The 13,953-nt window shown below is 69.7% G+C and carries 18 protein-coding genes; 6 read left to right on the top strand and 12 right to left on the bottom strand.

Features of this window, described 5'->3' with window-relative positions; genetic code table 11:
• From NT132_RS08390 to NT132_RS08375, 4 genes are all read right to left on the bottom strand, one after another.
• Positions 1-664 (bottom strand): SURF1 family protein (locus tag NT132_RS08390; RefSeq protein ID WP_297787348.1); only part of this gene is annotated, 664 nt, incomplete at its 3' end.
• Positions 661-879: a hypothetical protein gene (locus NT132_RS08385; RefSeq protein ID WP_297787346.1), complete on the bottom strand. Its 219-nt coding sequence runs from the start codon at positions 877-879 to the stop codon at positions 661-663. The genes NT132_RS08385 and NT132_RS08390, both read right to left, overlap by 4 nt.
• Positions 876-1,259: a DUF3099 domain-containing protein gene (locus NT132_RS08380; protein WP_297787344.1), complete on the bottom strand. Its 384-nt coding sequence runs from the start codon at positions 1,257-1,259 to the stop codon at positions 876-878. Before NT132_RS08380 ends, NT132_RS08385 begins: the two co-directional genes overlap by 4 nt.
• Positions 1,260-1,309: 50 nt before the next feature.
• On the bottom strand, positions 1,310-1,753 hold the full coding sequence (locus NT132_RS08375; protein ID WP_297787342.1) for a DUF4190 domain-containing protein: 444 nt from the start codon (positions 1,751-1,753) through the stop codon (positions 1,310-1,312).
• Between the two features lie 98 nt (positions 1,754-1,851).
• On the opposite strand from NT132_RS08375, the gene NT132_RS08370 reads away from it, so the two are divergent.
• A complete protein-coding gene (locus NT132_RS08370) occupies positions 1,852-2,562 on the top strand; it encodes a beta-ketoacyl-ACP reductase (RefSeq protein WP_297787340.1) in 711 nt (236 codons plus the stop codon).
• A 29-nt stretch (positions 2,563-2,591) separates the two neighbouring features.
• Here NT132_RS08370 and serB read toward each other — a convergent pair whose 3' ends face one another.
• Both serB and glgC read right to left on the bottom strand, forming a co-directional pair.
• The gene (gene serB / locus NT132_RS08365; RefSeq protein ID WP_297787356.1) at positions 2,592-3,221 is read right to left on the bottom strand and encodes a phosphoserine phosphatase SerB; all 630 of its coding nucleotides are present in this window, start codon (positions 3,219-3,221) and stop codon (positions 2,592-2,594) included.
• A 28-nt stretch (positions 3,222-3,249) separates the two neighbouring features.
• A complete protein-coding gene (glgC, locus tag NT132_RS08360; protein WP_297787338.1) occupies positions 3,250-4,494 on the bottom strand; it encodes a glucose-1-phosphate adenylyltransferase in 1,245 nt (414 codons plus the stop codon).
• Positions 4,495-4,540: 46 nt separating this feature from the next.
• On the opposite strand from glgC, the gene glgA reads away from it, so the two are divergent.
• From glgA to NT132_RS08345, 3 genes are all read left to right on the top strand, one after another.
• Complete coding sequence (gene glgA / locus NT132_RS08355) at positions 4,541-5,728, top strand: glycogen synthase (RefSeq protein WP_297787336.1); 1,188 nt, start codon at positions 4,541-4,543, stop codon at positions 5,726-5,728.
• A 29-nt stretch (positions 5,729-5,757) separates the two neighbouring features.
• Positions 5,758-6,543: an ABC transporter ATP-binding protein gene (locus NT132_RS08350; RefSeq protein WP_297787334.1), complete on the top strand. Its 786-nt coding sequence runs from the start codon at positions 5,758-5,760 to the stop codon at positions 6,541-6,543.
• A gap of 106 nt (positions 6,544-6,649) precedes the next feature.
• Positions 6,650-6,898, top strand: coding sequence for a type B 50S ribosomal protein L31 (locus NT132_RS08345; RefSeq protein WP_297787332.1), 249 nt, complete (start codon positions 6,650-6,652; stop codon positions 6,896-6,898).
• A gap of 60 nt (positions 6,899-6,958) precedes the next feature.
• Here the strand turns inward: NT132_RS08345 and NT132_RS08340 are convergent, their stop codons facing one another.
• Positions 6,959-7,696 carry an exonuclease domain-containing protein gene (locus tag NT132_RS08340; protein WP_297787330.1) on the bottom strand — a complete coding sequence of 246 codons (738 nt, stop codon included), beginning with the start codon at positions 7,694-7,696 and terminating at the stop codon, positions 6,959-6,961.
• A 76-nt stretch (positions 7,697-7,772) separates the two neighbouring features.
• Between NT132_RS08340 and NT132_RS08335 the strand changes: the two genes are divergently transcribed.
• Entirely contained in the window at positions 7,773-8,672 is a 900-nt protein-coding gene (locus NT132_RS08335) for an alpha/beta hydrolase (RefSeq protein WP_297787328.1), read from the top strand.
• Here NT132_RS08335 and NT132_RS08330 read toward each other — a convergent pair.
• On the bottom strand, positions 8,632-9,192 hold the full coding sequence (locus NT132_RS08330) for a CGNR zinc finger domain-containing protein (protein ID WP_297787326.1): 561 nt from the start codon (positions 9,190-9,192) through the stop codon (positions 8,632-8,634). The genes NT132_RS08335 and NT132_RS08330 overlap by 41 nt on opposite strands.
• Positions 9,193-9,266: 74 nt before the next feature.
• On the opposite strand from NT132_RS08330, the gene NT132_RS08325 reads away from it, so the two are divergent.
• Positions 9,267-10,259 carry a DMT family transporter gene (locus NT132_RS08325; RefSeq protein ID WP_297787324.1) on the top strand — a complete coding sequence of 331 codons (993 nt, stop codon included), beginning with the start codon at positions 9,267-9,269 and terminating at the stop codon, positions 10,257-10,259.
• Here the strand turns inward: NT132_RS08325 and NT132_RS08320 are convergent.
• From NT132_RS08320 to NT132_RS08305, 4 genes are read right to left on the bottom strand one after another with little or no spacing between them, the layout of a single operon-like run.
• A complete protein-coding gene (locus NT132_RS08320; RefSeq protein WP_297787322.1) occupies positions 10,231-10,704 on the bottom strand; it encodes an Lrp/AsnC family transcriptional regulator in 474 nt (157 codons plus the stop codon). The two genes, NT132_RS08325 and NT132_RS08320, sit on opposite strands and share 29 nt — an antisense overlap.
• A gap of 21 nt (positions 10,705-10,725) precedes the next feature.
• Positions 10,726-12,432 carry an alkaline phosphatase family protein gene (locus NT132_RS08315; RefSeq protein WP_297787320.1) on the bottom strand — a complete coding sequence of 569 codons (1,707 nt, stop codon included), beginning with the start codon at positions 12,430-12,432 and terminating at the stop codon, positions 10,726-10,728.
• Positions 12,429-13,025, bottom strand: a complete 597-nt coding sequence (locus NT132_RS08310; RefSeq protein WP_297787318.1) for a histidine phosphatase family protein — start codon at positions 13,023-13,025, stop codon at positions 12,429-12,431. The genes NT132_RS08315 and NT132_RS08310 overlap by 4 nt, the downstream gene beginning before the upstream one ends.
• 33 nt (positions 13,026-13,058) lie before the next feature.
• Positions 13,059-13,910, bottom strand: coding sequence for a Sir2 family NAD-dependent protein deacetylase (locus tag NT132_RS08305; protein WP_297787316.1), 852 nt, complete (start codon positions 13,908-13,910; stop codon positions 13,059-13,061).
• Positions 13,911-13,953 lie beyond the last annotated feature (43 nt).

Genomic DNA, 13,953 nt, shown 5'->3' with positions numbered 1-13,953 from the left:
TCCACTGCACCGCGTAGGACAGGAACGGGCCCGGGTCGTCGGAGGGGGAGTCGAGTTCGTTCGGGAGTTCCGTCGCGGCGGGGGACTCTTCCACCATGATCCCGTACACGCTCGAGATGGTGTCCCCGCCGAGCATGTCGGCCAGCAGCGGCACGTTGATGGTGGGGACCTGTCCGTCCGGCGCGCTGCGTCCCGACGGCGGCAGCGGTTCGCCCTGCCGGAGCCGCACGATCACGGTCTGGTCGCCACCCGCGGGTTCCGGGATGGCAACGGGGCCATCACCGGCCTCGGCGGCCGCGACCCAGCCGCGGTTGACGACGAGGATGCGCCCGTCGTCGAGCTGGAACGGGGTCAGCACCTCGAAGGCGGACGTGCCGCCGTGCGGCCGGTTCCGTGCCACCAGCTGCTCGTCGACGAGGTATCGGCCGTGTAGTTCCACCGGATGCCACTCGTACGCCGGATCGAAGTCGTCGAGGCCGGAGACCGCCTTGTCAAGCGCGATCGGGGCGGCGTCGTAGTTCGCCTCCACGAGGGCGAGCTGCGTCGACCGCTCCGCATTCCGGGTGAACTGCCAGTGCGAGAGGAATCCGCAGGCGATCGCGAACGCCACCGCGATCGCGATGTAGGCACTCCACCGGCGGATCTGTGATGCACGGGCGCTCATCGGGCGCGGTCTCCGATCTCGGACATCGGGAGGACCTCCACCGGGAAGGCACGGTTGGTCAGGTAGTCCCGCAGGAAGGTCAGGTGCTCGTCGCAGGCGAGCCACGTCTTGCGCCGTGCGGCGTCATGGATGCGGGGGTTCCGCCACTGCACTGCCCAGGTGGCGGGTGCTCGGCACCCCGCGCGCGAGCAGGTGGCGTCGGACGCAGCGGTCACGATGCCGCATCCGCGTCGTCGTGCGGAGCGAGCCCGCGTGGCGACTCGCTGATCTGGATGACGGTCGGGCCGGCATCAGGGACCGGACCGGTCGGTGCGGCCGGCGTCGCGGCGGGAAGCGTCTGCTCGGGCGGCACGACGTCGGTTTCGTGCACGTCCTTGCCGACGTTCGCGATGACGACCGCGACGTAGGGGAGGAAGACGGCACCGACCGCGAACACCCAGGTGTACCAGCCGTACGGGGTGATCAGCACCATCAGCACGAAGCAGAGGATGCGCACGGCCATCATCACCAGGTACTTCGTGGAGCGCGCGTGCGCATCGTCGCGCGGGGCGCGCGGCAGCGAGGTCGCCGACTGCGGCGGAGGTGGGGTCTTCACGGTGCCCCCAGCCTACGCCCGGGGCACCGTGACGGAGCCGCTACCGCGGCTCAGGACGAGTAGTCGTAGTCGTAGTAGCTGCCGTTCTGGACGATCGCGACGAAGATCACGATGAACACGATGCCGAGCACGATATACAACGCGAGCGAGACGTACCCGACGATGACGCCGGCGAGGGCCAGGCCGCGGCCGTTCTCACCCCGCTCCTTGATCTGATGCAGCGCCATATGGCCGGTGATGATGCCGACGATCTGACCGATGTAGGCGACGATCACGACGCCCGCGAGCGACGAGATGAGCGACACGATCGCGAGCGTGTTGGTCTTCGGCGCCGCGGGGTACGGCGTATAACCGGCCGGTGCGCCGTAGGCGGGGGCGGCGGGCGGGGGGTAGGCGCCGGCGGGCTGCCCGTACGGCGGTGCCGCGGGATAGGCGGGAGGCGTGGCCTGCGGCGCGGACGGGGGGACGGGGTTCTCGGGGGTCTGGTCGCTCATGGTGCGCCCTTCTTCTCGGCTGGCCTTCAGGCTTCCAGTGTGGCGCGGGGGATGTCAAACGACCAGGGCGTCCGGTGACGTCCCGATAGGCTGGCTCCATGTCCACGGATCGTGTCGTCCTCGTCACCGGAGGAAACCGCGGGATCGGCCGCGCCATCGCCGAACGCTTCGTCGCGGAGGGCTACCGGGTCGCCGTCACCGCTCGATCCGGCGAAGGGCCCGAGGGAACGCTCACCGTCCGCGCGGACGTCACCGACGCGGCGTCCGTGGATGCGGCGTACACCGAGGTGGAGCAGAAGCTCGGTCCCGTGCAGATCGTCGTGGCCAACGCCGGCATCACCAAGGACACGCTGCTGCTGCGCATGTCGGACGCGGACTTCGACGACGTCGTCACCACGAACCTCGGGGGATCGTTCCGTGTCGTCAAGCGCGCCGCGAAGGGGCTGCTGAAGGGCCGCTGGGGCCGGGTCATCCTCATCTCGAGCGTGGTCGGCCTGTACGGCTCGCCGGGACAGATCAACTACGCCAGCTCCAAGAGCGGGCTCGTCGGTTTCGCGCGCTCGCTCACGCGTGAGCTCGGCGGCCGCGGCATCACGGCGAACGTCGTGGCGCCCGGGTTCATCGAGACCGACATGACGGCGGAACTGCCCGAGGACACCCAGGCGGAGTACAAGCGGAACATTCCCGCCGGCCGGTTCGCCACCCCCGACGAGGTGGCCGGTGTCGTCACCTGGCTGGCCTCGGACGACGCGGCCTACATCTCCGGCGCCGTGATCCCCGTCGACGGCGGTCTCGGCATGGGGCACTGACCGCCGCCCCACCGGACAGCGTTACGGCCTCAGGGCAGGAGCGGGATCACCTCGGCGAGGTCGATCGTGCCGATCACCAGGTCCGCCTGCGCACGGACCGCAGGTTTGGCGTTGAACGCCAAGCCCAGGGCAGCCGTTGCCATCATCTTCAGGTCGTTCGCCCCGTCGCCGATGGCGAAGGTCGCCGACAGGGGCACGCCGTACTCGTCCGCCCAGGCGCGGAGCGCCGTGGCCTTGCCCGCCGCATCCACGATCTCGCCCTCGACGGATCCTGTGAGGACCCCGTCCTCGACCTGGAGCCGGTTCGCCCGCCACACGTCGACGCCGAGCGCCGGTGCGACGGTGTCGAGGATCTCGTGGAACCCCCCGGAGACGACCGCCACGATGCCGCCCCGCTCGTGCACCGCGGCGGTGAGCTCCCGCACGCCCGGCGTCGGCTCGATCCGCGCCTTCACTCGAGCGAAGGATTCGACCGGGACCCCGCGCAGCTCCTGCACCCGCGAACGCAGGCTCGTCGCGAAATCCACCTCGCCGCGCATGGCCGCCTCGGTAGCGGCTGCCACCTCGGCGCCGCGCCCGGCTTCATCGGCGATCAGCTCGATGACCTCGTTGCGGATGAGGGTGGAGTCGGCATCGAGCACGACGAGGAAACGCGGCAGCACCCCTCGAGGCTACCGGGGGAGCGGATCACGCCTCGACGTGGGTGCCCTTGCCGACCACGGTGATGCCGGAGTCGGTCACGGTGAATCCGCGGGCGAGGTCGCGCTCCCGGTCGACGCCGACCGTCGCGCCGTCGGCGAGGACGACGTTCTTGTCGATGATCGCGCGATGGATGCGGGCACCGGCGCCGAGGCGCACCCGGTCGAACAGCACCGAGTCGGTGACGGTGGAGCCGCCGCCGGCCAGGGTCCACGGACCCACGACGCTGCGTTCCAGGTGGGTGCCGCTGAGCACCGAACCGAGGGACACGATCGAGTCGATCGTGTTGCCGATGCGGCCCACTGCGTCGCGGACGAACTTCGCGGGCGGCGAGTTGATCAGCTGGGAGTGGATCGGCCACTGCATGTTGTACAGGTTGAACACCGGCAGGGTCGAGATCAGGTCCATGTGCGCGTCGAAGAACGAATCGATCGTCCCCACGTCCCGCCAGTACGAGCGGTCGCGCTCGTTGGCGCCCGGCACGTCGTTGCGCTTCATGTCGTAGACGGCGGCCTCGCCGCGGTTCACGAAGTAGGGGATGATGTCGCCGCCCATATCATGGTTCGACGTCGGCACCTCGCCGTCGGTCTCCACGGCCTCGATGAGCGCGTCGGTGTTGAAGACGTAGTTGCCCATGGAGGCCAGCACCTCGTGCGGCGCATCGGCGAGGCCGGTCGCGTGCTGTGGCTTCTCCAGGAACTCCCGGATGCGGGTGGGGTCCTCCGCATCCACGTCGATGACGCCGAACTGGTCGGCGAGGGCGAGAGGCTGCCGGATCCCGGCGACGGTGGCACGAGCGCCGGAGGCGATGTGCGCGTCGATCATCTGCTGGAAGTCCATCCGGTAGACGTGATCTGCGCCGATGACCACGACGATGTCCGGCTTCTCGTCGTTGATGAGGTTGAGGCTCTGCAGGATCGCGTCCGCGGACCCGGAGAACCATCGCTTGCCGAGGCGCTGCTGGGCGGGGACGGAGGCGACATACGAGCCCAGCATCGGCGACATCCGCCAGGTCTGCGAAACGTGCCGGTCGAGGCTGTGGGACTTGTACTGCGTGAGCACGACGATCTGCTGCAACCCCGAATTGATGAGGTTGGAGATCGCGAAGTCGATGAGTCGGTATTGGCCACCGAACGGGACCGCGGGTTTGGCGCGGTCGGCGGTGAGGGGCATGAGACGCTTGCCCTCGCCGCCGGCGAGGACGATCCCGAAGACCTTGGGTGTAGCCGGCATGGCACCACACTATGCCGCACACAGGGGCTGTACTAGCGTCCTTGACATGCGCGTCGACATCGTTTCAAAGGAATACCCGCCCGAGATCTATGGCGGGGCGGGAGTGCACGCCGCCGAGCTCGTCAAGGCGCTGCGGGAACGTCTCGACGTGCGCGTGCGCGCATTCGGCGCGCCGCGCGATGAGGAGGGCACGACGTCCTACCGCGTGCCGGCCGAGCTCGCCGACGCGAACGGCGCGGTCCAGACCCTCGGAACGGATCTGGAGATCGTCACCGACATCGCGGGTGCCGATGTGGTGCACAGCCACACCTGGTACGCGAACTTCGCGGGACACCTCGCGTCGCTCCTGCACGGGATCCCGCACATCGTGACCGCTCACAGCCTGGAGCCGCTCCGGCCGTGGAAGGCCGAGCAGCTCGGCGGCGGCTACGCGGTGTCGAGCTTCATCGAGAAGACCGCCTACGAGGGCGCCGCGGCCGTCGTCGCGGTCAGCGGAGGGATGCGCGAAGACATTCTGCGCAGCTACCCGGCGCTCGACCCGGCCCGGGTGCGGGTCATCTACAACGGCATCGACGTCGAGGCGTGGCATCCGGTGGAAGACCCGGCGCTGCTCGCCGAGCACGGCATCGATCCGACTCGGCCCTCGGTCGTGTTCGTCGGCCGCATCACGCGGCAGAAGGGTCTGCCCTACCTGCTGCGTGCGGCACGCCTGCTCCCGCCCGAGGTGCAACTCGTGCTCTGCGCCGGCGCGCCCGACACGCCCGAGATCCTCGCGGAGGTCGAAGGTCTCGTGCGTGACCTGCAGGAGACCCGCGAGGGCGTTGTCTGGATCGACCGGATGCTGCCCCGTCACGAGCTCTGCGCGATCCTCACGGCGGCCACCACGTTCGTGTGCCCGTCGATCTACGAGCCGCTCGGCATCGTCAATCTCGAGGCGATGGCGTGCGGCGCGGCCGTGGTCGGGACGGCGACGGGCGGCATCCCCGAGGTCGTCGCGGACGGCGTGACCGGCAGACTCGTGCCGATCGAGCAGGTGCAGGACGGGACGGGCACCCCGGTCGACCCGGAGCGCTACGTGGCGGACCTCGCTCGCGTGCTGACGGAGATCGTCGCCGACCCGGCACGCGCCGCCGAGTACGGCCGGGCGGGCCGCGAACGTGCCGCACAGGAGTTCAGCTGGGGGCGCATCGCGGAGCAGACCGAGGCGCTGTACCGGGAGGTTCTGGCGCGGTGACGGCGGGGTGCGACGACTAGGCTAGGACCATGCCCGAGGTGCTCGATTTTTCCGACGTCGTCGTCCGCCGCAACGCCAGGGACATCGTCTCCCACGTCGATTGGCACGTCGCCGACGATCAGCGCTGGGTGATCCTGGGACCGAACGGCGCCGGCAAGACGACGCTGCTGCAGCTGGCGGCAACCCTCGACCACCCGACCTCCGGTGCCGTGACGATTCTCGGCGAGCGGCTCGGCCGCACGGACGTCTTCGACCTGCGCCCGCGCATCGGCATCGCGTCCTCCGCCATGGCGCGCCGGGTACCGCCGGAAGAGACCGTCCTCAACGTCGTGCTCACCGCGGCACTCGCGGTGCTCGGTCGGTGGAACGAGCAGTACGACCGGATCGACGAGCGCCGCGCGCTGCGCGTGCTCGCCGAGTGGAAGCTCGAGCACCTCGCCGACCGGACGTTCGGAACCCTCTCCGACGGGGAGCAGAAGCGGGTGCAGATCGCCCGCGCCGTCATGACCGACCCGGAGCTGTTGCTGCTCGACGAGCCGACCGCGAGCCTCGACCTCGGCGCGCGCGAAGAGTTGCTGAGCCTCCTCGGCCGGTATGCCCAGGCGCCGACCACGCCCGCGATGGTCATGGTCACCCACCACGTCGAAGAGATCCCGGTCGGTTTCACGCACGTGCTGCTGCTCCGTGACGGCGCCGTCGTCGCCGCGGGACCCACGCGCGAGACGCTGACCGCCGCGAACCTGTCCGCCACGTTCGGCCTCGACATCGAGCTGACCGAGGTCGCGGGCCGCTACGCGGCACGCGCGACCGGGTGAGTGTCTTGATGTGCGACGAACTTTGGTAGACTCGCTGTTTGGTGCGTTCGGCACCACAGACTTCCCTCGTCCCTGGCGCAATCCAGGGCAGCAACTAAGGAATCCCATGAAGACTGACATTCACCCCGACTACCAGCCCGTCGTCTTCCGCGACCTCGGCTCGGGTGAGACCTTCCTGACCCGTTCGACCGTGGGCAGCGACAAGACCATCGAGCTCGACGGTGTCGAGTACCCGGTCATCGACGTCGAGATCTCCTCGGCCTCGCACCCGTTCTACACGGGCAAGCAGCGCATCATGGACTCGGCCGGCCGCGTCGAGAAGTTCAACCAGCGCTTCAAGAACTTCGGCAAGTAACACCCGCCGCACCCGAAAGCCCCGCCTCGGCGGGGCTTTCGGCGTTCCCGGGATCGGGTCTCAGCGGATCGGCCAGCTGCCGTCGACCGGGTCGGCCGGGTCGATCCGCCCGATCCGGACGAAGTACTCGGTCAGGCTGTCGGCCTGCTCGCGTGCCCAGCCGATCTGCCGGGTGTGCAGCTCGTGCGCGGTCGCGGGAAGGGCGTAACGGGCGGCCAGTGCCTGCGCCACCCGACCCGCAGCGATGGCGTCGGCGGCGGCGTCGTGGGCGCCCTCGAGCGTCACGGCGTAGTGAGCGGCGACGACTTCGAGGGTGCGCTTTCCTCGCCGGTACCGGTCGTAAGACTTGTCGACGACCAGCGGGTCGAACACGGGTGCGGGGTCGAGGATCGGCGCGACACCGTGACGTAGCGCCTCGTACTTGAGCAGCGAGAAGTCGTACGGCGCGTTGTAGGCAACGACCGGGATCCCCGCGTCCAGCAGGCTTCGAAGCGCCGCCACGACCTCGGCGACCACCTCCCGGGCCGGTCGGCCCTCCGCGCGGGCTCGCTGGGTCGTGATGCCGTGCACCGCGGTGGCGCCGGCGGGGATCTCGATCCCGGGGTCGGCCATCCAGTCCTGGGCGCGAAGGGCCGCTCCCGTGGCGTCGAGCAGGCCGACGTGCGCGGTGACGATGCGGTCCGCGGCGACGTCGATCCCGGTGGTCTCCAGGTCGAACACCCCGACGGTACTGGCCCACGCGGGCAGGGTGATCTCGTCATCCCAGAGGGGGAGCGGCTCGGGTCGCCACGTGTCCATGCCTCGACCGTAGGGCCCGCCGCCGACATCCCCCGGCAGCGGCTCGCGGACCGGCCGCACTCCGTAGACTCGTGGCGTGAGCACCGCCAACCCCTACGCCGCCCGACTGGATGCGATTCCGACCGAGCGTCGCGAGGTCTCGGTGCTCGGCGGGACGACCGCGTACTGGGTGTATGGCCCGGACGACGCCGCCACGACGATCGTGGCCGTCCACGGCTTCCGCGGTGAGCACCACGGCCTGGAGCCGGTCGTGGCGTACCTCGACGGCGTGCGCGTCATTTCCCCCGATCTCCCCGGCTTCGGCGAGACGGCGCCGCTTCCGGGTCGCGCGCACACCCTCGACGCCTATGCCGAGTGGCTGCGTGCGTTCGCCGCCGCTGTCGCGCCGGGCGCCGTTATTCTCGGCCACTCCTTCGGCTCCATCGTTGCCGCCGCGGCGGTTGCCGGCGGGCTGGCCACCCCGCGCCTGATCCTCGTGAACCCCATCGGGGCTCCCGCACTGTCCGGTCCCCGCGGCGTTTTCACGCGCCTGGCCGTCTTCTATTACTGGGCCGGCGCCAAGTTACCGCGGCCGGTGGGGGAGGCGGTGCTCCGGAACGGGGTCATCGTGCGGGTGATGAGCGTCGCGATGGCGAAGACGCGCGAGAAGAAGCTCCGTGCCTTCATCCACGCTCAGCACGACATGTACTTCTCCCGCTTCGCAGACCGGGACGTGCTGCACGACGCGTTCGTCGCCTCGGTCTCGCACGACGTGAGCGAGTTCGCCGCGCGGATCGACGTGCCGACACTTCTCGTCGCCGCCGAGCGTGACGACATCACCCCGATCGAGGCGGAGCGGCGGCTGCGAACGGTCTTTCCGGACGCCGAGCTCGTGGAGATCCCCGAGGTGGGACACCTCATCCACTATGAGACGCCGCGTCAGGCGGCGGCAGCGATCACGCCGTTCCTTCGGCCCGTCGCCGACGGTACGCGTTGACGTTCATCCGGTTGCCGCAGTTCCCGGTGTCGCAGTAGCGTTTCGACCGGTTCCGCGAGTAGTCGACGTACACGGCTTCGCAGTCGTCGGCCTCGCAGACCCGGAGTCGCTCGTACTCGTCGGCGCGGATGACGTCGACGATCGCCATCGCGGTCTCCACCAGCATCCGGGTGGCAAGCGGCGCGTCCCCCGGGGTGGCGTGGATGTGCCAGTCGTACTGGTCGTGGCGGACGAGCTGGGGGACGGCGCGCGCCTCGGCGAGCATCTCATTCACGAGCTCCGCCGCACCGTCCCGGTCCACCGTCCAGAAGGCGCGCAGGCGGGGCCGGATAGCCCGTACCGCGTCGCGCTCGGCGGCATCCAGGCGCACCGCGCCGGAGTACGGGTGGGCAGTGAGGAAGTCCCGGAGCTCCTTGGTCGTGACGAGCCGGTCGGTCGGGTCCGAGGCCATGCCGGGGAGGGTGTTGATGAGGTCCGCACCCCAGGCCAGCGAGCCGCGCGTGTCATCACTGAAGACCACCTTGACTCCTGACCGATGCGGGACGTACTGTCACTAGTGTAACCACCGATCACCCCTGACAGGCGGAGTCCTCCATGGTCGCCTCGACTGTATCCCCTCCCTCGGCGGGCACCGCCGCGGGACACCGCTCCGTCGGCCTGCTCGTCGGAGTCGGCTCCGCGCTCGCGTTCTCGTCGAGCGGTCCGTTCGTCAAGCCGCTGCTGGAAGCCGAGTGGTCGCTGGGCGCGGCGCTGCTCATCCGGATGGGCGTCGCGGCGCTCATCCTCTCGCCCGCGCTGATCATCGCGTGGCGACGACAGCCCGGCGTCGTGCGTCGGCGGTGGCGACTCATCGTCGGCTTCGGCCTCACCGGCGTCGCGGGCTGTCAATTGTTCTACTTCGCGGCGATGCAGCGGATGCCGGTGGCGGTGTCCCTGCTCATCCAGTACCTCGCCCCGGTGCTCCTCGTCCTCCTGGCCTGGGTCCGTACACGGCGGGCGCCCTCGCGCACCGTGATGGTCGGATCCGTCCTCGCGATCATCGGGCTGGTGCTCGTCGTCGACGTGTCCAGCGCGCGGTTCGACCTGCTGGGGACGCTCTTCGCCCTGGGTGCAGCGGTGTGCGTGGGCGCCTATTTCCTGCTCTCCGAGCGCGCCGGCGACGACCTTCCCCCACTGGCCCTCGCCGCTGGGGGGCTCGTCACCGGCACCGGTGTCATGGCGCTGCTGTGCCTGTTCGGCATCCTGCCCTTCGCCGCGCCGGCCGTGACCGTGCTCCTCGCCGGGATCGAGATGCCGGCACTTGCGTCGATCCTCTGGGTCGCGTGCGTGGCCACCACCGTCGGGTACGCCCTGGGGGTGAAGGCAGTGCCGTTGCTCGGGTCGCGAGTGGCGTCGTTCGTCGGCCTCAGCGAGGTGCTGTTCGCGCTCGGATTCGCGTGGCTCCTCCTCGGCGAGACGCCGTCGGCGGTGCAGCTGTTCGGCGGAGTCGTGCTGCTCGGCGGTGTCGTGCTGGTCCGGTGGGACGACCGGTCCGCAGCGGTGCCGGTGGGGGAGGCCGCTAGGCTTCCTGCCGCGCCAGCTCCATGAGCGGTGTCACCCGGTAGGGGATGACCTCGTCCATGACGAGGGACGTCTCGGTGCGCTCGACGCCCTCGATCGCGAGGATGCGCGCGTCGACGTCGAACAGATGCTGAGTGTCTCGGCAGGCGACGACCACCAGCAGGTCCACGCTGCCGCTGAGGCCGAGTGCCTGCACGATCTCCGGCACCTCGGACAGCGACTCCCGGATGCGGGGGAGTTCGTGCTGCCGGACCACGACAGTGAGGCATGCCCGGATCGGGAAGCCCAGCGTCTGCGTGGCGATTGCGCGCTCGTAGCTGAGGAATGCCCCGGACGCCTCGAGGCGTCCCATCCGCGCTTGGACGGTGTTACGGGAGAGACCGAGCCGATGGGCGAGAGCGACGACCGTCGCCCGATGATCGGATGACAGTGCGTGCAGAAGTTCCAGGTCCGTGCGGTCGAGTCCGGGCATAGTGCTCAGTCTATGTGCCGATCAGTCATCGTTCTTGGGATAGAACAGACCGTTCCCGTGCTTCTTGAGGATGTCGTACGCGTCCGCGTACGTCTCCGCATCCGCCGTGTCGGTGTCGCCCGTGTAGGCCAGCAGCAGGCCGAGCGCGCCCCGTGCCGGCGGGGTCAGCGGCCGCGGCGACGACTTGAGGTCTTCGACCTCGTCCTCGTCTTGCAGCGGCGGCACGTACGCCGGATGCACGGTCGGCCAGGTCGCGGGGTCGCGTGGCGTGTCCAGGTTTATCACCGAGAAGAGGTCTCGCGCGTCGCGGTCTCGATCGGTGAGGGGCTCCAGGCCGTGGAGTCGCGAGAGGGTCGCGACCACCGCGGCGTGGTGGAACTCGTCATTGATGACGGTTCCGGCCTTGGTGTACGCCGACACCGCAATCGCCGGCACCCGCACGCCCAGCCGGTCGAAGGTGAAGCCCATCTCTCCCGCATCCGCGTCCTTCTCCGGCGGAGTCGCGCCGGGCGGGCCGACGTGATCGTACGTTCCGCCGTGCTCGTCGAAGGTGATGAGCAGCAGCGTGTTGGTCGCGTTCGACCCGGTCGCGGAGTCGGCGGTGCGCACGGCGTCGTAGATGGAGGCGACCAGGGCCTCGCCGGCGCGCACGTCGGAGATCGCGGAGTCGAAGACCTCCGTCCCGTCGACGTCGCTCTCGCGGACGCGGCCGACCGGCGGGTGGAAGTCGTTGTGGTTGTAGACGAGCCGCGGTTCGATGAAGGCGTACTCGGGGAGCGTGCCGTTCTTGGCATCGGTATAGAACTCGTCCATGTACACGAAGTGCCCGGTGCGCCAGTACTCCTCGAGCACGGGCGCGTGCAGGAGCCCGGTGAGCGACACCAGCTGCATCTCGTCGAAGTACACCTTCCAGGACAGACCGGCGTGCTCGAGCCGGGTGAAGATCGTCGGGTAGGGCGACACGTTCAGCCACTTCGCCCGCCCGCCGTCGCCGTTGGTGACGAACCCGTGGGAGGTCGAGGCGTGGAAGAACGACCGGTTGCAATACGTCTGACTGGGAACCGCCGCGTGCCAGTTGTCGAAGACGGCGAACTCCTTGGCCAGCGTGGACAGGACGGGCAGCATGGCGGGGGAGAAGCCGCCCATGATGACCGCGAGTTCGTCCGGGGTTGGCTCCGCGCCCTTCTTCGTGATCCGATAGTTGACCAGATAGTCGTGCACGAACCCACCCATGGTGGCCTTCGCCTTCGCATCCGGGGTGTTGAAGGGGGCGGCGATCCCGTGTTTCCAGGCGTGCTCGTTCTCGGCGGGATCGATGGTCTCGAAGAGCTGGGTGTTCACGTGCGGGAACGTCTCGCCCGGGTCAGGGTCGGGCGAACACATGATCGCGTCGGTGGCGCCGCTGTAGATGTGCGCGGGGATGACCGTGCCGTCGGGGGCGGTGTTGCTGTAGGAGCCGAACGGGACTCCGTCGAAGGTCGTTCCGGCGGGCAGCGTGTCGGGGGTGTACAGGTGGCCCAGGATGTTGTCGAAGGAGCGGTTCTCGCCCATGAACACGACGACGTGTGCGAAACCGGGGACGGAGGTCTTCTCGGGGTTCGGCGTGCCGGTGGCACTGGCGACGGCCGCGACCGCGCCGCCGCCCAGGGCGAGGCCGCCCAGGGTCAGTCCGCCGACACGAAGGAAGTCGCGGCGACTGGCGCGGCGCTCGGTCTCGTCGGGGGTCATGCGGCGGCGTGGGATACGAGACGGAGGCGGTCACGCTCGACGAGCAACTCGTGCACGGACGCGTTCGGGATGCGGTCACCCTGGGCCGGGAACGTCCCGCCGCTGGCATGCGAGATGATCTCGCGGATGAGGCCACCGTGGGCGACCGCGATGAGGGGGTTGCTGCCCGGTCCGGTGCGACGCCGCGTCTCGGCGACCGCCTCCCGGATGCCCTGGAGAGCGCGGGCACGCAGCTCGTCGCGGGTCTCGGCGCCCTCCGGCTCCGCGTGCCCGTACCGGCCGTAGCGGCGACGGAACTCGTCGAGGTCCAGCCCCTCGGCCTCGCCGTACGAGCGCTCGCGCAGCAGCGGCGTCGTCCACGGCTCCGCGAGCCCGAGGTCGGCCGCGATGATCTCCGCGGTCTCCCGTGCTCGGCTGAGGTCGCTGGCGGCGATCACGGCCGGATCGGTCCCGAGAAGGCCGGCGACGGTGGCCGCCGCATCCTTCGCCTGCCGGCGTCCGGTGTCGTTGAGCGGGATGTCGGTGTTGCCCTGGACGCGCTGATCGCGATTCCAGTCGGTTTCACCGTGGCGGATGAGGAGCAGACGGGTCACGGGTACTTCCGGGTCGAAGGGCTACGGCGGCTGTCAGCGCGCCGCGGGCAGCATTTCGGCGAAGGCGCGGAGCACTTCGCTGGTCCCCGCGTCGATCTTCACCGTAGCGCGCGCATCGGCCCGTGTCTCGCCGCGATTCACGATGACGACGGGCAGTTTACGACGGCGGGCGCGTTCGACCAGCCGGATGCCGGAGTTCACCACGAGCGAGGAACCCGCTACCAGGAGGGCGTCGCTGGCCCGGAGGATCTGCTCGGCTTCGCGGAACTTCTCCGCCGGGATGTACTCCCCGAAGAACACCACATCGGGTTTCAGAACCCCGCCGCAGACGGTGCAATCGGGCACGGTCATCTCGCCGACCGCGTCGGGCGCGACATCGCCGTCGGGGCCGAGGGGCAGATCGTGGTCGACGCGCAGCCACGGGTTCTCGGCCTCGACGCGCGCCGCGAGGTCGCGCCGGTCGAAGACCTGACCGCACTGCAGGCACGCCACGCGACGCATGGTCCCATGCAGTTCGATCACACGGCGGCTGCCCGCACGCAGGTGCAGCCCGTCCACGTTCTGAGTGATGACGCCGCTGGTGCACTCGCTCCGTTCGAGGTCCGCGAGGGCCTGATGGCCGTCATTGGGTGCCGCGGCGGCGAACTGACGCCAGCCGAGGTGGCTGCCGACCCAGTACCGGCGGCGCGCCAGCTCGCTCGAGAGGAACTGCTGCACCGTCATGGGCGTCCGCTCGGGCGCGCCCTTGCCGCGGTAGTCGGGGATGCCGGAGTCGGTCGACACGCCGGCACCGGTCAGCACCGCGACGGTGCGCCCGGCGAGGGCGTCCACGGCGCGGCCGACGAGCGCTGTCGTCGTCGGATCGAGCTGGGTCACAGCGGGCACGGGACCTCCTGCATCCGAGAGTACGCCCGGTGGTTTACGCGCA

It is taken from the genome of Microbacterium sp. (genome assembly GCF_026393345.1).
Taxonomy (GTDB): Bacteria; Actinomycetota; Actinomycetes; order Actinomycetales; family Microbacteriaceae; genus Microbacterium.
This window is presented reverse-complemented; position numbering and strand designations above follow the sequence as displayed.